Below are 21,426 nucleotides of genomic sequence, written 5' to 3' on the forward strand. Positions count from 1 at the left end.
GCGGTTTTTTCTTTGCTATCTGGCGCAGTAGTCAACAGCGCCTGCGCTCCTGAAAACCAAAAAGGCGGACAGCCTTTCGACCATCCGCCTTTCTCAAGCCTGACAAGACGACCCTTTAACGCGGCAGCTCACTGCTCCCCATCAGGAACGCATCGACCGACCGCGCGCACTGGCGTCCTTCGCGAATCGCCCACACCACCAGCGACTGGCCGCGCCGCATATCGCCCGCCGTGAACACCTTGTCCACCGACGTGTAATACGCTTTGTCGCCTTCGGTCGAAGCACGCACGTTGCCGCGCGCATCCTTCTCGACGCCGAACGCTTCCAGCACCGGCGACACCGGCTGCGTAAAGCCCATCGCGAGCAGCACGAGATCGGCCTTCATCTCGAACTCCGAACCCGGCACTTCCTGCATCTTGCCGCCCTTCCACTCGACGCGCACCGCAATCAGCTTCTCGACCTTGCCGTTCTTGCCCTCGAAGCGCTTCGTCGCCACCGACCAGTCACGCTCGCAGCCCTCTTCATGCGACGAAGACGTGCGCAGCTTGATCGGCCAGTACGGCCACACGAGCGGCTTGTTCTCTTCTTCAGGCGGCTGCGCCAGCAGTTCGAACTGCGTCACGCCCTTCGCGCCATGCCGGTTCGACGTGCCGACACAATCCGAACCCGTATCGCCGCCGCCGATCACGACCACATGCTTGCCCTTGGCCAGCAGCTGGTCCGGGACCTTGTCACCGGCATTGACCTTGTTCTGCTGCGGCAGGAATTCCATCGCGTAGTAGATGCCCTGGAGCTCGCGGCCCGGCACCGGCAGATCACGCGGCGTTTCCGACCCGCCCGCGATCACCACGGCGTCGAACTGTTCCTTCAGCTCGTCCGGCGTGATGGTTTCCTTCGCCGTGTTGGCGATGTATTCCGGCATCGCTTCCTTGCCGATGAACACATTGGTGCGGAACGACACGCCTTCCGCTTCCATCTGGCGCATGCGGCGGTCGATCAGCCACTTCTCCAGCTTGAAGTCGGGAATGCCGTAGCGCAGCAGGCCGCCGATGCGGTCGTTCTTCTCGAACACGACGACGTCATGTCCCGCGCGTCCCAGCTGCTGCGCGGCAGCGAGTCCCGCGGGACCGGAACCGACCACGGCAACCTTCTTGCCCGTCTTGTGCTTCGGCGGCTGCGGCACGACCCAGCCTTCGGCGAAGGCCTTGTCGATGATCGCGTGCTCGATCGATTTGATGCCGACCGGATCGTCGTTGATGCCCAGCGTACACGCCGATTCGCACGGCGCCGGGCAGATGCGGCCCGTGAACTCCGGGAAGTTGTTGGTGGAATGCAGCACGTTGATCGCGCTCTTCCAGTCCTGCTGGAACACCAGATCGTTGAAGTCCGGAATGATGTTGTTGACCGGACAGCCGTTGTTACAGAACGGAATGCCGCAGTCCATGCAGCGCGCGCCCTGAACCTTCGCGTCTTCATCGGTCAGCGCTGCAACAAATTCCTTGTAGTGCTTGACGCGGGTCAGCGGTGCTTCGTACGCCTCGTGCTGGCGCTCGAACTCGAGAAAACCGGTTGCCTTGCCCATTTCTTTCTCTGTATTTGGTGAGGATCACGCGCTCCGACGTCTTTGCGGCAGAGCGCGCTTGTTTCTGTGTGAACGAGGCGTCAAGCCGCGATGGCGTCCTTCGACTTCTTCGCGCCAATCTCAGCCAGCGCGCGCTTGTACTCCGTCGGAAAGACCTTGACGAACTGGCGGCGCGACGCGTCCCAGTTTTCGAGCAAGGCCTTCGCGCGCGGCGAGCCGGTGAACTGGAAGTGACGCTCGATCAGCCCCTTGAGCAGCGCTTCGTCGGTCTTGCCGGCGTGCCACAGCGCGCGGTCCACCGTGCGCTCCTGTTCGGCCTGCTGCAGCACCGGATCGAGCGCGACCATCGACTTGTTGCACTTGCCCGCGAAGCTGCCATCCGGGTCGTACACGAACGCGATGCCGCCCGACATGCCCGCCGCGAAGTTGCGGCCAGTCTCGCCGAGCACGACCACCGTGCCGCCGGTCATGTATTCGCAGCCGTGGTCGCCGGTGCCCTCGACGACCGCCGTCGCGCCCGAGTTGCGCACGCAGAAGCGCTCGCCCGCGACGCCGCGGAAATACGCTTCGCCTTCGATCGCGCCGTACATCACCGTGTTGCCGCAGATGATGTTTTCCTCGGACTTGCCGCGGAAGTCGTTGGTCGGGCGAATGATGATGCGCCCGCCCGAAAGGCCCTTGCCGACGTAGTCGTTGCCGTCGCCGACCAGATCCAGCGTCACGCCCTTCGCGAGGAACGCGCCGAAGCTCTGACCCGCCGTGCCCTTCAGCTGGATGTGGATGGAGTCGTCGGGCAGGCCGTCGTGGCCATGCTTCTTCGCGATCGTGCCGGACAGCATGGCGCCGACCGTACGGTTCACGTTGCGCACCGGCTGGATGAACGACACATGCTCGCCCTTCTCGATGGCGGCCTTCGACTTCTCGATCAGGATGTGATCGAGCGCCTTGTCCAGACCGTGGTCCTGCACGTCCACATGCTTGCGCGCGACATCGGCTTCCACCGGCACCTGATAGAACACGCGCGAGAAATCGAGACCCTTCGCCTTCCAGTGCTCGACGCCCTTCTTCGTGTCGAGCAGCTCGGCGCGGCCGATCAGGTCGTCGAACTTGCGGATGCCGAACTGCGCCATGATTTCGCGCACTTCCTCGGCCACGAAGAAGAAGAAGTTGACGACGTGTTCCGGCTGGCCGGAGAACTTCGCGCGCAGCACCGGGTCCTGCGTCGCGACGCCGACCGGGCACGTGTTCAGATGGCACTTGCGCATCATGATGCAGCCTTCGACGACGAGCGGCGCCGTTGCGAAGCCAAACTCGTCCGCGCCGAGCAGCGCGCCGATCACGACGTCGCGGCCGGTCTTCATCTGGCCGTCGGCCTGCACGCGGATACGGCCGCGCAGACGGTTCAGCACCAGGGTCTGCTGGGTTTCGGCGAGACCGAGTTCCCACGGCGTGCCCGCATGCTTGAGCGACGACAGCGGCGAAGCGCCCGTGCCGCCGTCATGGCCCGCGATCACGACGTGATCCGCCTTCGCCTTCGCGACACCGGCCGCCACCGTGCCGACGCCCACTTCGGACACCAGCTTGACGGAAATGCTCGAACCGGAGTTCACGTTCTTCAGATCGTGGATCAGCTGCGCCAGGTCTTCGATCGAATAGATGTCGTGGTGCGGCGGCGGCGAAATGAGCCCGACGCCCGGCACCGAGTAACGCAGCTTGCCGATGTAATCCGACACCTTGTGACCCGGCAGCTGACCGCCTTCGCCGGGCTTCGCGCCCTGCGCCATCTTGATCTGGATCTGGTCCGCCGACGCGAGATACTCCGCCGTCACGCCAAAGCGGCCTGATGCCACCTGCTTGATCTTCGAGCGCAGCGAATCGCCTTCCTTCAACGGGATGTCGGTGACGACCTCCTTGCCGATGATCGATTGCAGCGTGTCGCCGTTCTTGATCGGAATGCCGCGCAGTTCGTTGCGATAGCGCGTTTCGTCCTCGCCGCCTTCGCCGGTGTTCGACTTGCCGCCGATACGGTTCATCGCGACCGCCAGCGTGGCGTGCGCTTCCGTGCTGATCGAGCCGAGCGACATGGCGCCGGTCGCGAAACGCTTGACGATGTCCTTGGCCGATTCGACTTCTTCGAGCGGAATCGCCTTGGCCGGGTCGACCTTGAACTCGAACAGACCGCGGAACGTCATGTGACGCTTCGTCTGGTCGTTGATGATGTGCGCGTATTCCTTGTACGTCTGGTACGAGTTGCTGCGCGCCGAGTGCTGCAGCTTGGCGATGGCGTCAGGCGTCCACATGTGCTCTTCGCCGCGCACGCGGTACGCGTACTCGCCGCCCGCGTCGAGCATGTTGGCGAGAACCGGGTTGTCGCCGAACGCATCGCGATGCAGGCGAATCGCTTCCTCGGCCACTTCGAAGATGCCGATGCCGCCGACCTTCGACGCCGTGCCCTTGAAGTACTTCTCGACCAGATCCGCCGACAGGCCAACGCCTTCGAAGATCTGCGCGCCGGTGTAGGACATGTACGTCGAGATGCCCATCTTCGACATGACCTTGAGCAGGCCCTTGCCGACCGCCTTCGTGAAGTTGTAGATGACCTTCTCGGCCGAGAGATCGCCCTTCAGGCCTTCGGCCATGTTGGCGAGCGTCTCCAGCGCGAGGTACGGGTGCACGGCTTCCGCGCCGTAGCCCGCGAGCAGCGCGAAGTGATGCGTCTCGCGCGCCGAGCCGGTTTCGACGACCAGACCCGTGCTCGTGCGCAGACCGTGCGCAACGAGATGCGAGTGAATGGCCGAGGTGGCGAGCAGCGCCGGGATCGCGACATTGTCACGATCCGCGCGGCGATCCGACACGATCAGGATGTTGTAGCCCGACTTGACGGCGTCCACGGCTTCCGCGCACAGCGACGCGATGCGCGCCTCGATGCCTTCCTTGCCCCATGCAACCGGATAGCAGATGTTCAGTTCGTACGAGCTGAATTTGCCGCCGGTGTACTGGTCGATGGCGCGGATCTTTGCGATGTCCTTGAAGTCGAGCACGGGCTGCGACACTTCGAGGCGCATCGTCGGGTTGATGTTGGTCGTGTCGAGCAGGTTCGGCTTCGGGCCGATGAACGAGACGAGCGACATCACCATGTTCTCGCGGATCGGGTCGATCGGCGGGTTCGTCACTTGCGCGAACAACTGCTTGAAGTAGTTGTACAGCGTCTTGTTCTTGTTGGACATGACTGCCAGCGGCGAGTCGTTGCCCATCGAGCCGATGGCTTCCTCGCCCGATTGCGCCATCGGCGCCATCAGGAACTTGAGGTCTTCCTGCGTGTAGCCGAACGCCTGCTGGCGGTCCAGCAGCACGGCGGCTTCGCGGCGCTGCGTCTCGACGTCTTCCGCCTTCGGCTCGATCTCGTCGAGCTTGATGCGCACGGCCTCGATCCAGCTCTTGTACGGCTTGGCGTTCGCGAGGTTGTCCTTGAGTTCCTTGTCCTGGATGATGCGGCCCTGCTCCATGTCGATCAGGAACATCTTGCCCGGCTGCAGGCGCCACTTCTGGACGATCTTCGACTCGGGAATAGGCAGCACGCCCGACTCCGACGCGAGGATCACGAGGTCGTCGTCGGTGACGAGATAGCGCGCCGGACGCAGGCCGTTACGGTCCAGCGTTGCGCCGATCTGACGGCCGTCGGTGAACGCGATCGCGGCGGGACCGTCCCACGGCTCCATCATCGCGGCGTGATATTCGTAGAACGCGCGGCGGTTGTCGTCCATCAGCGTGTGCTGCTCCCACGCTTCCGGGATCATCATCATCATCGCGTGGACGAGCGGGTAGCCGGCCATCACGAGCAGTTCGAGACAGTTGTCGAACGAAGCCGTGTCCGACTGGCCCGGGTAGATCAGCGGCCAGAGCTTCGGCAGGTCGTCGCCGAGCACGTGCGAGGCGATCGCGCCGGTGCGCGCGTTCAGCCAGTTGACGTTGCCCTTCACGGTGTTGATTTCACCGTTGTGCGCGATCATACGATACGGGTGCGCGAGCTCCCATGCCGGGAAGGTGTTGGTCGAGAAGCGCTGGTGCACGAGCGCCAGCGCCGAGACGACGCGCTCGTCCTGCAGGTCGCGGTAATACACGCCGACCTGGCCCGCGAGCAGCAGCCCCTTGTAGACCACGGTACGCGACGACACCGACGGCACGAAGTATTCCTTGCCGTGCTTGAGCTTGAGCGCCTGGATGCGATGGCTGGCGGTCTTGCGGATGATGTACAGCTTGCGCTCGAGCGCGTCCGTCACGACGATGTCCTTGCCGCGCCCGATGAAGATCTGGCGGATCAGCGGCTCGGTGGCCTTGACGGCGGGCGAGATGGGCATGGTGGAGTCGACGGGGACGTCGCGCCAGCCGAGCACCACCTGGCCTTCTGCCTTCACGGTACGTTCGAGTTCCTGTTCGCACGCGAGACGCGAGGCGTGTTCCTTCGGCAGGAAGATCATGCCGACGCCATATTCGCCCGCCGGCGGCAACGTCACGCCCTGCTTGGCCATTTCCTCGCGATAAAAACCGTCCGGCACCTGGATCAGGATGCCGGCGCCGTCGCCCATCAGCGGATCGGCGCCCACTGCGCCGCGGTGGTCCAGATTCTCGAGAATCTTGAGACCCTGCTGAATGATCTCGTGGCTCTTTTTCCCTTTGATGTGGGCGACGAAGCCGACGCCGCAGGCGTCATGCTCGTTGGCAGGGTCGTACATGCCCTGCGCGGCGGGAAGCGAACCGACTGCCGGTTGCTGATGATCGTTCATGGGGACACCGTCTCTACTGTGAGGGGCCGACTGACGCGGCCGTTGAACCATTTTCTTGTTGCTGTGCGACCGTTTTGTTTCAACGAATCAGGTCGCACTGCACGGTCGTGCGCGGCACGCTGCACCGCGGCAATCGCCAGAAATCGAAATATACGCGACGAATCAAAAAGATGGCAAACAAAATGTGATGGTCTGGCACCTATTATCGATATGGTGCAAAGTTGCCCCATTTATTTGGGGCCACATTGAAAAATCGCCTAGAAAAACGGCGTTTCGATGAAATCCGAGACGCCGTTTCGTTTTTTCCTTCAGCTTTGTATTGACGGGTCGTTATTGGGCCTGTGGAGTCTCGCGAACCTTGCGCGGCCGGCCGCGCGGCAGCGGCGACACCCGGCGATTGGCTGCCCGCGCGGCCCATTCCCGATAGGAATCGCTGCCGAGCACCCAGCCTTTGAGTGTCGCTTGCAGGAGACGCGTGGTTTCGCGTTCGTCGAGCGGTTGTTCGCACAGTTCCTTGTAGGCGTGCTGACGTTCGAAAGGCGTGTTGCCGAGCGACCAGAACAACGGATGGTCGGTGATCAGTCCATCGAGCGTAAGGCCGATGTGATGACGGAAGCTCGACCACTTGTAGTCCTGCGGCGCCGCGACGAGTTGCGCACGCACCGGCGCCATTTCGACAACGCGCGTGGCGAGCAGGAAGTAGCGCTCGCCCTCGATGACGGTCGCCCGGTAGCGGCCTTCCCAGAGTGTGCCGCGTCGCATGTAACGTCGATTGAAGTGCGCTACGTAACGACGTCCGACTGCCTGCATCGCCTTGGGCAAGCTGGATTCGTCGCGCGGCGTGACCAGCAGATGCACCGCCTGCGGCATCAATGCATAGGCGTGAATGGAGAGGTGATGATCACGCGAAGCCGTTCTCAGGCAGTCGATGAAGAGCTCATAGTCCTGGTCATCAACGAAGGCGGGCTGCTGGTCGAGACCACGCAGGATGACATGCTGCGGCTGTTCGGGAACGTAGAGTCGTGCAAGCCGTGCCATTCTGGATATTCCGTTGGTCGCGTTTGTGTTACCCCGGCAGGGGTCCTTGGGAGCCATTCCGGCATCATGTGCAAAAGCCATGCAAATGCCGTGCAACGAGGCTCCGAAGCCGCTCTGTGCCCTAGGGAAAATGCTCTACGGCACCGCTATGGTTACTTTGAAATGTTGTGTTCATAATGAGCGTGCTTTTTCGGAGGAGCACAAATTGAAAATAAAACAGGTCATCACGGGGATCGCGGCATTGGCGTGTGTGTCCACAGCGGCGCATGCGCAATCAGCCGGATCCTTCTATGTCACTGGAGGCTGGTTTCATTTTGCCCCGCAAGACAGCAGCGGTCCGCTCAAAGAAACAAGTGTAGGCGGATCTCCCGTCAATATCGATGTTCCCGGCACGGGCGCCGGCATTTCAAGCGCTGATACCGCCGGCTTCACGTTCGGTTACTTCGCAACCGATCACATCGCCGCTGAACTCGAGATGGGCATCCCGCCCACGTTCGACCTCGAAGGCACCGGCACGCTTTCGCGCTACGGCAAGCTTGGCAGCGCGAAGCAGTGGAGCCCGACGCTGCTCTTCAAATACTTCTTCAATGCTCCTCAAGCGAAGTTCCGTCCGTTCGTCGGCATTGGCGTGACGCGCACCTGGTTCACCGACGCCAAGATCACCAATGACCAGTTCGAAGGCTCGGTCCTGCATGGTCCGACCAGCGTCGACACGGATAGTTCTTGGGCGCCTGTCTTTAACGTCGGCGCAACCTACAACTTCACGGAGCACTGGTTCGCCGGATTTTCGGTTTCGTTCATTCCGCTGAAGGCAACCGCCAAGCTCAACACTGCCGCGCAAACGCCGGTGGGTACGCTCAATGTGCAATCGCAGGCAAAAATCACGCTCAATCCGATCGTGACGTATTTGCGCGTAGGTTATCGCTTCTAAAAAGCGTGTTGCTGCGTATGCGAGATTGAAAAGATCGAAGCGAAAGCGATTAACAAAGATAACGCCGGCATGTTTTCACATTCCGGTATTTTCATTTGCGCAATGCTTGTAAATGTGACCTTCGATGCATCGCATCGCTTGCACATGTTACGTGTCGCGAGCATGTACCATGTCTCGTCGGGCGCGGCCACGCGTCCCGTCAGCGGTTTATGAAACACCGGCACCGAACTTGCTCAGTCATGGGTTTTTCCCGCTGATTCAAGGGCGGGCTATCCACGACTCATCCATCGACGGAGCGATCTATGAACGCACTGCCCAACACGCGTGACGCCATCGGAGATTCATGGACCACGACCAGCCGCCGGGCTCGACGCATGGCGCGGCATGGCCGTGAAGCAGCCGAGGATATCGGCTCGGAACTGCGCTCATTGCTGAGCGAACTGGAAAGCGCGCTGTCTGAGGGCACTTCGGCCGATGCCGCCGCGTTGCGCGCGCAGATCAGCGATCGGCTCGACAGCGCCCGTGCACGCCTCAACGATACCCACGCCGTGCTGCGTCAGCGCGCGGGTGCCGCGCTCGAAGATGCCGACGCATTCATCCACGAAAAGCCCTGGCAGACGATCGCACTGGTCGGCGGCCTTGCGCTCGTCGCCGGGATTCTGCTCGCCCGCGTGCGTTGACCTTCTAGTCCGACGCCGCCTCCAGAAAATCCGCGCCAATGATGTCGATGCGATCCGTACAGATCGCATCGATGCCCCATTGCGCGAGCAAGCGTGCACGCGCTGGATCGTTGACGGTATAGGCGAGGATGCGCAGCCCGGCATCCTTGATCTGCGCCACCAGCGCTTCATCGAGCGCGCGATGGTTCGCATGCAGCGACACACATGCAAGCGCCGCCGTCTGCGCGTGCCAGTCCGCCGGCACGCGCTCGTATAGCATGCCGCGCGGCAGGTCGGGCGCGGCATCGCGTGCGGCTTCGAGCGCCGCATAAGAGAACGACGACAACAGCGGCGCCGGATCGGCGTCCGCCCACAGGCTCGCCGCCTCGCGCGCCACGATCTCGCCGGTCCGGACTTCGCGTCCCGTGCTCGGCTTGATCTCGATGTTTGCCGCCATTCCATGACGCATACAGCGCTCGTGAACCTGGGCGAGCGTCGGCATGCGCGCGTGCGCGAACGTCGCGCCAAACCACGCGCCTGCATCGAGCGCCTGCAATTGCGCCAGGCTCAGCGCCTGCGCCGCGCCCTGGCCATTCGACGTGCGGTCGACATCGTCGTCATGCAGCAGGAAGACGAGGTCGTCGGCGGAAAGCTTCGCGTCGAATTCGATCATCCGGTGTCCGTAACGCGCGCCGACGTCGATGGCTTCCAGCGTGTTCTCCGGCGCAAGCTTGCCGCCGCCGCGATGCGCGACGATGGCGGGATAAGGCCAGGTTCTCATCGCGGCTCCTTCAGTTGGCGCGCCTTCCGCTTGCTGCATCGAAGAAATGCAGATGGCGCGCCGGCAGCGACAGCGCCAGTTGCTCGCCGCGCCGCGGCCGATGCTCATGCGGCAGCCGCGCCGCCACATCGTGCTTGCCCCACTTGCCGTGGGCCAGGTTGTCGGCGCCGAGCAGTTCCGCCGAATCGACCTCCAGCGTTGCACTCGGCACGCCTTCGACGCCCGGCGTCATGTGCTCGGGACGAATGCCGAGCGTCCACTCGCGCCCGTGCATCTCGCGCGTGACGCCGTTCGCTCCCGACACGGGCAGTGCAGGCCCGTCGCCGGCCACATGAAACGTCGCGCCATCGTCCGCAAGGCGCCCTTCGAGCAGGTTCATCGCAGGCGAGCCGATGAAGCTCGCGACGAACACCGTCGCCGGCCGCTCGTAGACTTCGGTCGGCGCGCCGATTTGCTCGGCATGGCCCTTGTTCATCACGATGACGCGTTGCGCGAGCGTCATCGCTTCGATCTGATCGTGCGTGACATAGAGGCTCGTGGTCGCGAGACGCGCGTGCAGGCGCTGGATCTCGAGACGCATCTGCACGCGCAGCTTGGCGTCGAGGTTGGACAGGGGTTCGTCGAACAGGAACACCGCCGGTTCACGCACGATCGCGCGGCCCATCGCGACGCGCTGCCGCTGTCCGCCCGACAGTTCGCGTGGCTTGCGGGCGAGCAGATGCTCGAGTTCGAGGATGCGCGCTGCATTGGCCACGCGCGCGTCGATCGTCTTGCGGTCCGCGCCGCCGATCTTCAGCGCATACGCCATGTTCTGCGCCACGCTCATGTGCGGATAGAGCGCGTAGTTCTGGAACACCATCGCGATGTCGCGATCCTTCGGCTCCAGCTTGTTCACGACCTTGCCGCCGATTTCGATTGCGCCTTCGGAGACGCTCTCCAGTCCCGCCACCATGCGCAGCAGCGTGGACTTGCCGCAGCCCGACGGGCCCACCATCACGACGAACTCGCCATCGGCGACTGCCACGTCGATGCCGTGCAGCACGTACTGCGAGCCGTCGTAGGTCTTCTTCACGCCCTTGAGATTCAGCGCAGCCATCTATCCAGAGTCTCCGGTTATTTTTCCGCGTCGACGAGGCCGCGCACGAACCAGCGCTGCATCGTCAGCACGACGGCGAGCGGCGGCAGCATCGCGAGCAGCGTCGCGGTCATGACGAGATGCCACTCGGTCGCGGTGTCGCCCGACGCGATCATGCTCTTGATGCCGACCACCGCCGTCTGCAGCGATACCTCGTTGGTGATGAGAATCGGCCAGAGATACTGGTTCCAGCCGTAGATGAACGTGATGACGAAGAGCGCCGCGATGTTCGTTTTCGACAGCGGCAGCACGACGTCCCAGAAGAAGCGCAGCGGCCCGGCGCCGTCAATGCGCGCGGCCTCCATCAGCTCGTCGGGCAGCGTCATGAAGAACTGCCGGAACAGGAAGGTCGCGGTTGCCGACGCGATCAGCGGCAGCGTGAGGCCCGCATACGTGTTCGACAGATGCATCGACGACACGACCTGCACCGTCGGGAAGATGCGCACTTCGACGGGCAGCATCAGCGTGATGAAGATGAGCCAGAACGCGAGGTTCTTCAACGGAAAACGGAAGAACACGATGGCATAGGCCGAGATGATCGACACCGCGATCTTGCCGATGGAAATCACGAGCGCCATCACGAGACTGTTCAGCAGCATGAGCCCGAAGGGCGCCGCCGCGTTGCCGCTGCCGTAGGTCCAGACGTGCGCGATGTTCTCGAACAGATGCGAGCTCGGCACGAGCGAGAGCGGCACGCTGAACACTTTCTTCGAGTTCATCGTGGCGGCGCAGAACGCGACATACACCGGAAACACGATCAGCGCGACGCCTGCCAGCAGCACCGCGTGACAGAAGATATCGAAGCCGCGACGGTTCTCGATCATGAGTATTGCACCCTGCGTTCGACGAAACGGAACTGCACCACGGTCAGCACGATGACGATCACCATCAGCACGACCGACTGCGCGCCCGAACTGCCGATGTCGAGTCCCTGGAAGCCTTCCGCGAAGATCTTGTAGATCAGCGTCTTGGTGGATTGCGCGGGTCCGCCGCCGGTGGCCGCGTCAATGACCGGGAAGGTATCGAAGAACGCATAGACGAGGTTCACGACCAGCAGGAAAAAGCTTGTCGGCGACAGCAGCGGCAGCGCGATGCCGAAGAAGCGTCGCACGGGACCGGCGCCGTCGATGGCGGCCGCTTCGATCAGCGATTGCGGAATCGCCTGCAGGCCGGCATAGAAGAACAGGAAGTTATAGCTCACCTGCTTCCAGACCGAGGCGAGCACGACGAGGAACATGGCCTGCGTGCCGTTGAGCGCATGATTCCACTGGATGCCCTGCTTCGCCAGCGCATACGTGACGAGCCCGATGCTCGGATTGAACAGGAACGACCAGAGCACGGCGGCGATGGCGGGCGCGACCGCATACGGCCAGATCAGCAGCGTCTGGTACGCCTTCGCGCCGCGCGTCACGCGATCCGCGCACGCCGCGAGCAGCAGCGAAATCACGAGGCCCGACACCGTGACGAGCGCGCAGAAGATCATCGTCGTGTTGAACGAGGACAGATACAGCGGGTCCGCGAACAGCTGCCTGAAGTTCGCCAGCCCGACGAATTCGCTCGACGTGCCGAACGCATCCTGGCTCTGCGTGGCCTGCCAGAGCGCTTCGCCCGCCGGCCACAGGAAGAACAGCGCGGTGATGGCGAGCTGAGGGGCGACGAGCAGATACGGCAACACGCTCGTATCGAAACGAGACCGTTTTTCCATGCGATGTGTCCTGAACGAAGGCGCCCGCGCCGCGCGCGGGCGCACATGCTTGCACGTGCCTAGTTGCCGGCCCCGGCCTTCTCGAAGCGGGTCAGCAGTTCGTCGCCGCGAGAGACTGCTGCGTCGAGCGCCTGTTGCGGCGTCTTCTTCTCCGCCCAGACCTGTTCCAGCTCTTCATCGACGATCGTGCGGATCTGCGGCATGTTGCCCAGACGCAAGCCCTTGGTGTACGGCAGCGGCGGCTTGTTCAACATCTGCTTGATCGCGATGTCGGCGCCCGGGTTCTTCGCGTAGAAGCCCTGCTTCTGCGTGAGTTCATATGCGGCCTGCGTGACCGGCAGATAGCCCGTGTCCTGGTGCCACTTCGCGGCGACTTCCGGCGACGACAGATACGCGAGGAACTTCGCGACGCCCTTGTACACGGCCGGGTCCTTGCCCGACAGCACCCACAGGCTCGCGCCGCCGATGATCGCGTTTTGCGGCGCGCCCTTCACGTTCGCGTCGTAGGGCATCATGCCGACGCCGTAATCGAACTTGGCGAACTTCGCGATGGTCGCGCGCGAGCCCGACGAATTCGTGATGATGCCGCAGTCGCCGCTATAGAACTTCGACACCGGCTCGTCCTTGCGGCCGACATACGTAAAGGTGCCTTCCTTCGCCATGTTCTGCAGGAACTGGATGTGCGCCACCTGCAAGGGCTTGTTGAATTCGAGCTTCGCGTCAAGACCGTCGAAGCCGTTGTTCTTCGTCGCGAACGGCGCCGCATGCCACGCGCTGTAGTTCTCGAGCTGGATCCAGCTCTGCCAGCCGGACGAATAGCCGCACGAGTAGCCGGCCGCCTTCAGCTTCTTCGCGTCGGCTTCGACATCGGCCCAGGTCTTGGGCGGCTGGTTCGGATCGAGACCGGCCTTCTTGAACGCGTCCTTGTTGTAGTACAGCACGGGCGTCGAGCTGTTGAAGGGCATCGAGAGCAGATGGCCGGTCTTCGCATCGCTGTAGTAGCCGGAGATGGTGGGCACGAAGGCTTTCTCGTCCAGCGGCACGCCGGCCTGCTTGAAGACGTCGTACACCGGGACGACAGCTTTCTTCGCCTGCATCATCGTGGCCGTGCCGACTTCATAGACCTGCAGGATGGCCGGCGCGTTGCCGCTGCGATACGCCGCGATGCCTGCCGCCAGCGCCTGGTCGTAGGTGCCCTTGAACACGGGGACGATCTTGTAATCGCTCTGCGACTTGTTGAAATCGTTGGCGATGTCGTTCACGCGCTCGCCGAGCGCGGCTTCCATCGCGTGCCAGAACTGGATTTCCGTAGCGGCGTGCGCCGCGGTGCTGGCGCCGAAGGCCAGAACGGCCGCGGCGGAGATCGTGCGGAACAAGGGCTTGCAGCTCATCGATGAGTCTCCTTTGTGACAGGGTTCGCGCTCTGAAACGCGCGATATTAATTGTTGTCGATGACAAACAGGCGTTGATACTCTTTCAAGGCATAGCGGTCGGTCATGCCGGCGATGTAATGCGAGATGAGCCGCGCCTGGGCGCTGTCGCGGCCGACGGCAGGCGCGTCGTTCGCCGATTCCTCGGCCACCGGCTCGCGCGCCTGATAGGAAGGCGGCAGCAGGCGCGGATCTTCGGTGAAGGCTTCGAAGAGGCCGGCCACGACGCGCCGCGCCTTGTTCGCCATCCGCATCACGCGATAGTGCCGGTACAGGTTCTTGAACAGAAAGCGCTTGAGCTGCGCGGCCTGCGCGGCGACCTCGTCGCTGTGCGCGACGAGCGTCGGCGCCGCGCGCACGTCGTCGAGCGACTGCGGCATCACGCGTTGCAGATTGCGGCTCGTGGAATCGATCAGATCGACGATCAGCGTATTGATGATCCGGCGAATGGTTTCGTGAATCAGCCTCCGCCCTTCGATGTCCGGATACTCGCTGCGCGCGGCGTCGAAATGCGTATGCCAGAGGCTCACCTCGGACAGCTGTTCGAGCGTGATGAGGCCGGAGCGCAGGCCGTCGTCGACATCATGATTGTTGTAGGCGATTTCATCGGCGACATTGGCGATCTGCGCTTCCAGCGACGGCTGCTTGCCGGTCAGGAAACGCTCGCCGAGCTCGCCGAGCCTGCGGGCGTTGTCACGCGAACAGTGCTTGAGAATGCCTTCGCGCGTTTCGAAGCAGAGGTTCAGTCCGTTGAACGCGCCATAGTGTTCTTCCAGCTGGTCGACAACGGCGAGGCTCTGCAGATTGTGTTCGAAGCCGCCGTGATCGCGCATGCATTCGTTCAGCGCGTCCTGTCCGGCATGGCCGAACGGCGTATGACCGAGATCGTGCGCCAGCGAGATGGCTTCGACGAGATCTTCATTGAGCCGCAGATTGCGTGCGACCGACCGCGCGATCTGCGCCACTTCGAGACTGTGTGTGAGACGCGTGCGGAACAGGTCGCCTTCGTGATTGACGAACACCTGCGTCTTGTATTCGAGCCGGCGGAACGCGGTGGAATGCACGATGCGGTCGCGGTCGCGCTGGAACTCGGTGCGCGCGGCGGGCGGCGTCTCGGCAAAGCGCCGTCCGCGCGACTGCGACGAATGCGCGGCGTACGGCGCGAGATGCGCTTCGAGTGCCAGCGACGAGGGCGCGCTCGCCGGAAGATTCAATTCTTGTTCGCTCACCGGCTGCTCCGCATCGTCTTGATTCTCGCCGCCGCTCGCGTGGATCAGACGCTGGCCGCGAGGGTTTCGCGCACGGTCCCGTCAGGCGCGCTGGTGATCTCAGTTGCGCCGAAGCGCGTCAGCAAGATGAACTTGATCTCGCCGGCTTCGGCTTTCTTGTCGACCTTCATCAGGTCGACGTAGCGGTCGGGGCCGAGCTTCGGCGCCTTGACGGGCAGTTTCGCCGCCTCGATCACGCGCACCAGACGCTGGCGTGCGGCTTCGTCGAGCCGGCCGAGCCGCACCGAAAGATCCGCCGCCATCACCATGCCGCAGCCGACGGCCTCGCCGTGCAGCCATTCACCGTAGCCCAAGCCGGCTTCGATGGCGTGGCCGAACGTGTGGCCGAAGTTGAGAATGGCGCGTTGGCCGCCTTCGCGTTCGTCCGACGCGACGACCGATGCCTTGATCTCGCACGAACGCTTCACGGCGTGCACGAGCGCGTCGAGGTCGCGACGGTTGAGCGCGCCGACGTTCGCTTCGATCCAGTCGAAGAATGCGGCGTCCGCGATCGCCGCGGTCTTGATGACTTCCGCGATGCCCGCCGCCATCTCGCGTTCCGGCAGCGAGCGCAGCGCGCCGATGTCGGCGATCACGGCCTGCGGCTGGTAGAACGCGCCGATCATGTTCTTGCCGAGCGGATGATTGATGCCGGTCTTGCCGCCCACGGACGAATCCACTTGCGAAAGCAGCGTGGTCGGCACCTGGATGAACGGCACGCCGCGCATGTAGCTGGCGGCGGCGAAGCCGGTCATGTCGCCCACGACGCCGCCGCCGAGCGCGATCAGCGTGGTCTTGCGGTCGGCGCGCCCGGTCAGCAGCGCGTCGAAGATCAGGTTGAGCGTTTCCCAGTTCTTGTACGCCTCGCCGTCGGGCAGCACGACGGTGGTCACCTTCTTGCCGAGCGGCGCGAGGGCCGCGCGCAACTGCTCGCCGTACAAGGGATCCACGGTGGAGTTGGTGACGATGGCCACCGACGCACCCTTGATGTGCGGCGCGAACAACTCCGTGCGGCCGATCAGGCCCGCACCGATGTGGATGGGATAGGCGCGCTCGCCCAGGTCGACGCTGACGGTAATGGTTGGGGCATTCATGGCGGACATTATGACTGAGCCGGTTTGACGACGCCGGCCACCTCCAGTTGCATCAGGACCATGTTGACGAGCGCGTTGACGGTCGGCCGCCCGGTCTCGACAACGAAATGAGCGGTTTCATGATAGAGCGGATCACGTGACTGAAACAGCGCTTCGAGCTTGCCGCGCGGGTCTTCGGTCTGGAGCAGCGGACGGTTCTTGTCGCGCCGGGTGCGCTGCCAGAGATCGTGCGGATTGGCGCGCAGATAGATGACGATGCCGCGATTCCTCAGATGTTCGCGATTCTCGGGCCGCAGCACCGCGCCGCCGCCCGTGGCGAGGACGATGCCGCTGCGCTGCGACAGGTCGTCGATGACGTTCGCCTCGCGCTGCCGGAAGCCGGTCTCACCTTCCAGCTCCCAGATGACCGGAATGCGCGCGCCGGTACGTGCTTCGATCTCGTGATCCGAGTCGATGAACGAGCGCTGCAGACGGCGCGCAACCGCACGGCCCACGGTGGTTTTACCCGCTCCCATGAGTCCGACGAAAAAGATGTTCGCGTTCGCGTGCCCTTCCTGCAACTCGTTTTCCTTCCAGTCCGATGCAATTTGTTCGTGCGGCAGCTTAAGGGCAAACCGCCCGCTTTGTCGAGTCGCGCCAGCCGTGGCGCGGGTCCGGCGCGGGTCCGGCATGTGTCGTGTGCTCATCGGCGCTCATCCGCTCATCCGCCGCTTGCGATGACATGCGGCGTGATCAGGATGACCAGCTCGCTTTTTGAGCGGCGCCGGGCCTCATGGCGAAACAGCCAGCCGAGCAGCGGCAGTTTCGACAATCCCGGCACGCCGGTCGTGTCGTCGCGCTCGTCGTCGGAATAAATGCCGCCGATCGCCACCGTCCCGCCATTCTCCACTTCGACGCGCGTCTGGACATGCTTCGTATGGATCGCCGGCCCGTTCGCGGTCTGCTCGCCCAGGCTGTCTTTCGTGATGTCGAGATCGAGAATGACGTGCCCGTGCGGCGTGATCTGCGGCTCGACCTCCAGTTTGAGCGTGGCGCGCCGGAACTGCACGCCCGACATGCCGTTGCCCACTTTCGCCTGGTACGGCACTTCCATGCCCTGCTCGACGATCGACTTGACCCGGTCCGCCGTGACCACGCGCGGCCGCGACACGATCTGCCCGCGCCCTTCCGCCTCGAGCGCGCTCAGTTCCAGATTGAGCAACCGCGTTGCGTGCGCGACGAACAGGGTGAGCCCGGCCGTGGCGGCGTCGAAGCCGTTGAGCGGTCCCGCCGACAAATCGTATACCACACCGTCCTTGCCGCCCGCGAAACCGCTCGCCGGATCGTTTTGCGCCGCAATGTTCAACTTGACGCCGAGATTGCGCGACAGCCCGGCCTCGCCTTCGACGATCTTCGCCTCGATCATCACTTGCGGCGTCGACCGGTCGATCAGCGCGAGAAGATCCGCGATCTGCCGCACGCGCGCGTCGAGATCGGTGACGAACAGCAGGTTGGTGCGCGCGTCGGCCATGGCGGAGCCGCGTTTCGACAGCACGCGCTGGCTGCCGGAGCCGCTCAGCATCTTGCGCATGTCCTCGGCGCGGGCATAGCGCAGTACGAATGTACGGCTAGAGAGCGGTTCCAGGTCGGCGGCGCGGGCGTGCGCTTCGTAGCGCAGTTTCTCGCGCGCCGCGAGTTCGGCCAGCGGCGCGACCCAGATCACGTTGCCGTGCTGTTCCATCGCGAGACCGTTCACTTCGAGCAGCGTGTCAAACGCGCGCCGCCACGGCACGCCGGCAAGATTCAGCGAAACCTGACCGCGCACCTTCTCGCTCGCGACGATATTCAGGCCGGTGAACTGCGCGAACGTGTGCAGCGTGGCGCGCAGTTCCGCGTTCTTCAGGTCGAGCGTGATGGTCTTGCCGTCGCCGCCGGGAACCGGATCGGCGTCGCTCAGCCGCTCGACGGGCCGCAACGGCACCGGCGGTCCTTCCAGCGGCGCGTCGGGCGCAGCCGGAGGTTCGGCGACGGGCTTGGCGGCGGGCACATCCGGAGCGGGTGGTTCGGACGGAAGATTCGCGTCGGTCGTCGCCTGCTCCGTGGTCAATTCGTCGAACGCGGCCGGTAGCGGCGGCAGCGGTGCGACGGGCGCGTCATCGCTTCCCACGGCAAACGATGCCTGAGCGAACAGACACGCGACGGCCGCTACGGACAGGACCGGCCTGGCGACGCCGCGAAAGAACTGCGCGCGCGGGTTCACTTGCGATCCTCCGCCATCGTCAGTTTCCGCGACGGACCGCGGTCGGGCATGAGCTCCACGACACGCGGCACGACCCACGCAAGCCGTTCAGCGCCGATCTTCTGCCCCGGCGCGTAGCCGCTGACTTCGCTGCCGCTTTGCAGAAGCGCCATCGCGCGCCGGGTGCCGACCAGCGTGCCCACCAGCAGGATATCGCCACCCTGGGCGAGCGCATCCCCGCCGCCAAAAGGATCGATGACGAACGAACTGGCGCGCGGCGCAGCGACGGTCAGCGGAATACCCGGCTGATTCTCGAACACCCGGAGCGACGCCTCGACCGCGAGCGCATCCGCGAGCCCGCCCGATGAACGCACGCCGGCGGGCTGCCTGATCTGCGCTCCTTCCGGCACCACGAGCCGCGGCAAACCGGCCAATGCCTCCAGGAAACGGTGAATCTCGTCGAAAGAACCTTCCGCGCGAAGCTTGAGCGGCCGCCCGGACTCAACTTGCGACGGCGCTTCCGGACCGGCGCCCGCGCGCGCGGCCGGCTCGATCGACACGTCGCGGAGCCCGCTCTGTGCCGCCAGTTCCACGACGGCACGCAGCGCATCCGCCGTGCTCCACTGCTCCGGCTGCAGGCGGGCAGAAAGCGCGCGCGCCTTCAGGCCAGGCAACTCCGCCCTGATGCGCCTGACTTCGTGCTCGCGGGTTTGTGCCGCCGTCAATTCGGCGCGTGCGAGTTCGAGTCCGCCCGGATCCGACATTCGCCACGCAGTCGTGCCCGCCACACCCACGAGCAGAGTCAGCGCAAGCGCGCTTGCCGCAAGCCGGGTACGCGACCAGGCATCGAGCGGCCGCAGCAGCGCAGCCACGCGCATGTTCCGGCGTTTATCCCGGTGCAACAAGAGATTCATCGGCATCGCGTTCATGGGCGCCTCCCTTGCGCGCCCGGGCGGCCCGCCGTGAGTACCGGCCGGGCACGACGCGAAGCGTCCTCATGGCCGGAGCGGTCCGACTCGTAACGCACGAGCGCGACGAACTCGTAGTGCCCTGCTCCCTCAGACGGCGGCGCGCCACGAACCCCTCGCGTATCCACAGCGCTGCGCCGCTTCATCTCGACGACCTCCACCGCCTCCACCCCGCGCACCTGTTCCAGCCGCTTGAGCCAGTGCGCCGCAGCCTGCGAATCAGGCGCCCGCGCCGCGAGTTCGACCTCGTCCGTCCGCTGCGAGACGCGTTGCAGCGCCACGCCGGTTTGCGCCGGCACGTCGGCAAGCGCTTCCAGCAGCGCAAGAAAGCGTTCGCGCGGCGCAGCAAGCGGCTGGGCGCTTTCACGGGCGCGCCGCCGTTCCTCGGCGGCACGCACCAACCGCGCATGTTCGTCGACCGGTGCGCTCGATGCCAGCAGCGAGGCCTCCAGCGCCGCGCGGCGCTCGGTCAGCCGCGCATGCTCGAAGGCATCGCGTCCCGCGACCACGCCCACTGCGGCGCATCCCGCGATGCTCGCAGCCGCCAGCAGCGCGAGCCGCCGGCGCCTCACCTCGCGCCGCCGCCGCGCCCGATACGGCAGCAGATTGAATCCGTCCAGCATGGCGGCGCTCATTGCATCACCTCGCGTAACGCCAGTCCGAACGCCGCCGCGAAGCGTGGCGAATGCCGGTGCGCCGCGACGATCGCCGACGCGCCGTTGCAATACGGCGCCGCCTCGAACGGCAGCGCGGGACAGCCCAGGCTCTTGCCCAAAACGGGCAGCGCCAGACCCGCATGACCCAACAGTTCGATCCGGCCGCCCGCATAAACGCAGTCGAGCGGCGCGCCGTCACCCGCCAGATCCTGCAGCGCCTCGGCCATGCTGCGATATTCGAGCGCAGGATAGCGCGCCTCCTTCTCGACACCCCGCGCGCCGACGAGCCAGCCATGCAATCCTGTGTTCTCCAGCCAGCAGACCATATAGCGCGCGTCTTCATCGAGCTCCACCGAGCCCACGTGACGCATGGCGCGCAAGGCGGCAGCCGCTTCGCCGTCGATGGCCGACAGCGCGACGCCCGCCTCCGCCGCCGCTTCGACACGCGCTTCGACGTGCCGCCGCGCCGTTGCCGCGATCGACACCTGCGCCTGGCCGTCCTCGCCGGTCTGCACCGACCAGTCCACGGCAAGTGCCGCGCGCTCGACGCCCGTCGCACGTTCGGCCTCCGCGAGCACGGCCGGCTCCAGCACGCCGTGCGGGTCGCTGCCGGCGCCCGCGGGCAAGGGTTCACGCGCTTCCATCAGACGCGCCAGCGGCACCTGCGTGGTGACCGTGGCCGACGCGGGCAAACCCATCGCGCAACGCAGCGCCCGCCACGCGCCGCCGCTCGGCAAGCACGTGAAGGCCTCGCGCAAGGCCGAGACGATTGCCGTGCGGTCGATGAAATCCCCGTCGATCACCGCGCCCGAGGGCAGTGGCACGAACGCCAGCTGCTCCACGCACACCGCCGCATTCGCCCGCAACCGTTTGCTCATGACCACGAGACGCACGCCGTCCTCGCCTACGTCGATACCCGCCGCATAGCGCCGCGTCACCGTCAACATCGTGCCGCGCAGCGCACTTTCCTTGCCCATGTCCTGCTCCTTCCATTCACTTGCGCGCCCGAACCGTTCGAGCGCCTGAGGTGGAAGAATTGTCGCGAGCAGGGACGACGGCGAACATTCAGCCGAACGGCCAGCGTGCACGATAAGAAGGTGCTTCCGCGCGTGATCGCGCGTATTGTCGAAACAGCAGCGGGCGAGCGTCACGGCCGGCGGCGCTGTAAGCGTCCAGA

The 21,426-nt window shown here is 64.5% G+C and carries 17 protein-coding genes; 2 read left to right on the top strand and 15 right to left on the bottom strand.

The genetic code is table 11. The annotated features are described in order from the left end of the window. Positions 1–115 precede the first annotated feature (115 nt). The 3 genes from QCE62_RS13690 to QCE62_RS13700 form a co-directional block, all read right to left on the bottom strand. Entirely contained in the window at positions 116–1,582 is a 1,467-nt protein-coding gene (locus QCE62_RS13690) for a glutamate synthase subunit beta (RefSeq protein WP_309918786.1), read from the bottom strand. A gap of 80 nt (positions 1,583–1,662) precedes the next feature. After that, positions 1,663–6,366 (bottom strand): glutamate synthase-related protein, encoded by a 4,704-nt coding sequence (locus QCE62_RS13695; protein WP_309918789.1) that lies wholly within the window; start codon positions 6,364–6,366, stop codon positions 1,663–1,665. 330 nt (positions 6,367–6,696) lie between these two features. Continuing rightward, positions 6,697–7,404: a transposase gene (locus QCE62_RS13700; protein ID WP_309810277.1), complete on the bottom strand. Its 708-nt coding sequence runs from the start codon at positions 7,402–7,404 to the stop codon at positions 6,697–6,699. Between the two features lie 205 nt (positions 7,405–7,609). Here QCE62_RS13700 and QCE62_RS13705 point away from each other — a divergent pair, with 205 nt between their 5' ends. Together QCE62_RS13705 and QCE62_RS13710 are read left to right on the top strand one after the other, a co-directional pair. Beyond that, positions 7,610–8,335: an OmpW family outer membrane protein gene (locus QCE62_RS13705; protein ID WP_309811703.1), complete on the top strand. Its 726-nt coding sequence runs from the start codon at positions 7,610–7,612 to the stop codon at positions 8,333–8,335. A 302-nt stretch (positions 8,336–8,637) separates the two neighbouring features. Further along, positions 8,638–9,015, top strand: coding sequence for a DUF883 family protein (locus QCE62_RS13710; protein WP_309810280.1), 378 nt, complete (start codon positions 8,638–8,640; stop codon positions 9,013–9,015). A gap of 4 nt (positions 9,016–9,019) precedes the next feature. Here the strand turns inward: QCE62_RS13710 and ugpQ are convergent, their stop codons facing one another. The 12 genes from ugpQ to pilM all read right to left on the bottom strand — a co-directional run bounded on the left by ugpQ (position 9,020) and on the right by pilM (position 21,226). Continuing rightward, positions 9,020–9,775, bottom strand: coding sequence for a glycerophosphodiester phosphodiesterase (gene ugpQ / locus QCE62_RS13715; RefSeq protein ID WP_309918792.1), 756 nt, complete (start codon positions 9,773–9,775; stop codon positions 9,020–9,022). A gap of 10 nt (positions 9,776–9,785) precedes the next feature. Then, positions 9,786–10,871: a sn-glycerol-3-phosphate import ATP-binding protein UgpC gene (locus QCE62_RS13720; RefSeq protein WP_309918794.1), complete on the bottom strand. Its 1,086-nt coding sequence runs from the start codon at positions 10,869–10,871 to the stop codon at positions 9,786–9,788. A 17-nt stretch (positions 10,872–10,888) separates the two neighbouring features. Beyond that, positions 10,889–11,734 (bottom strand): sn-glycerol-3-phosphate ABC transporter permease UgpE, encoded by an 846-nt coding sequence (ugpE, locus tag QCE62_RS13725; RefSeq protein WP_309918797.1) that lies wholly within the window; start codon positions 11,732–11,734, stop codon positions 10,889–10,891. Then, positions 11,731–12,615, bottom strand: coding sequence for a sn-glycerol-3-phosphate ABC transporter permease UgpA (gene ugpA, locus QCE62_RS13730; RefSeq protein WP_309810293.1), 885 nt, complete (start codon positions 12,613–12,615; stop codon positions 11,731–11,733). The genes ugpE and ugpA overlap by 4 nt, the downstream gene beginning before the upstream one ends. Before the next feature lie 59 nt (positions 12,616–12,674). Further along, the gene (ugpB, locus tag QCE62_RS13735) at positions 12,675–14,006 is read right to left on the bottom strand and encodes a sn-glycerol-3-phosphate ABC transporter substrate-binding protein UgpB (protein ID WP_309918799.1); all 1,332 of its coding nucleotides are present in this window, start codon (positions 14,004–14,006) and stop codon (positions 12,675–12,677) included. A 47-nt stretch (positions 14,007–14,053) separates the two neighbouring features. Further along, positions 14,054–15,274, bottom strand: a complete 1,221-nt coding sequence (locus QCE62_RS13740; protein WP_309918801.1) for a deoxyguanosinetriphosphate triphosphohydrolase — start codon at positions 15,272–15,274, stop codon at positions 14,054–14,056. Positions 15,275–15,318: 44 nt separating this feature from the next. Then, positions 15,319–16,416 (bottom strand): 3-dehydroquinate synthase, encoded by a 1,098-nt coding sequence (gene aroB / locus QCE62_RS13745; RefSeq protein ID WP_309918804.1) that lies wholly within the window; start codon positions 16,414–16,416, stop codon positions 15,319–15,321. After that, the gene (locus QCE62_RS13750; protein WP_309919847.1) at positions 16,416–16,922 is read right to left on the bottom strand and encodes a shikimate kinase; all 507 of its coding nucleotides are present in this window, start codon (positions 16,920–16,922) and stop codon (positions 16,416–16,418) included. The genes aroB and QCE62_RS13750 overlap by 1 nt, the downstream gene beginning before the upstream one ends. 185 nt (positions 16,923–17,107) lie before the next feature. Continuing rightward, positions 17,108–18,601: a type IV pilus secretin PilQ gene (locus QCE62_RS13755; RefSeq protein ID WP_409017856.1), complete on the bottom strand. Its 1,494-nt coding sequence runs from the start codon at positions 18,599–18,601 to the stop codon at positions 17,108–17,110. A 41-nt stretch (positions 18,602–18,642) separates the two neighbouring features. Beyond that, entirely contained in the window at positions 18,643–19,554 is a 912-nt protein-coding gene (gene pilO, locus QCE62_RS13760) for a type 4a pilus biogenesis protein PilO (protein WP_309918807.1), read from the bottom strand. After that, positions 19,551–20,216 (bottom strand): PilN domain-containing protein, encoded by a 666-nt coding sequence (locus QCE62_RS13765; RefSeq protein ID WP_309918810.1) that lies wholly within the window; start codon positions 20,214–20,216, stop codon positions 19,551–19,553. The genes pilO and QCE62_RS13765 overlap by 4 nt, the downstream gene beginning before the upstream one ends. Before the next feature lie 8 nt (positions 20,217–20,224). Continuing rightward, the gene (gene pilM / locus QCE62_RS13770; protein ID WP_309918813.1) at positions 20,225–21,226 is read right to left on the bottom strand and encodes a pilus assembly protein PilM; all 1,002 of its coding nucleotides are present in this window, start codon (positions 21,224–21,226) and stop codon (positions 20,225–20,227) included. Positions 21,227–21,426: the final 200 nt, after the last annotated feature.

It is taken from the genome of Caballeronia sp. LZ033 (genome assembly GCF_031451265.1).
GTDB lineage: Bacteria > Pseudomonadota > Gammaproteobacteria > Burkholderiales > Burkholderiaceae > Caballeronia.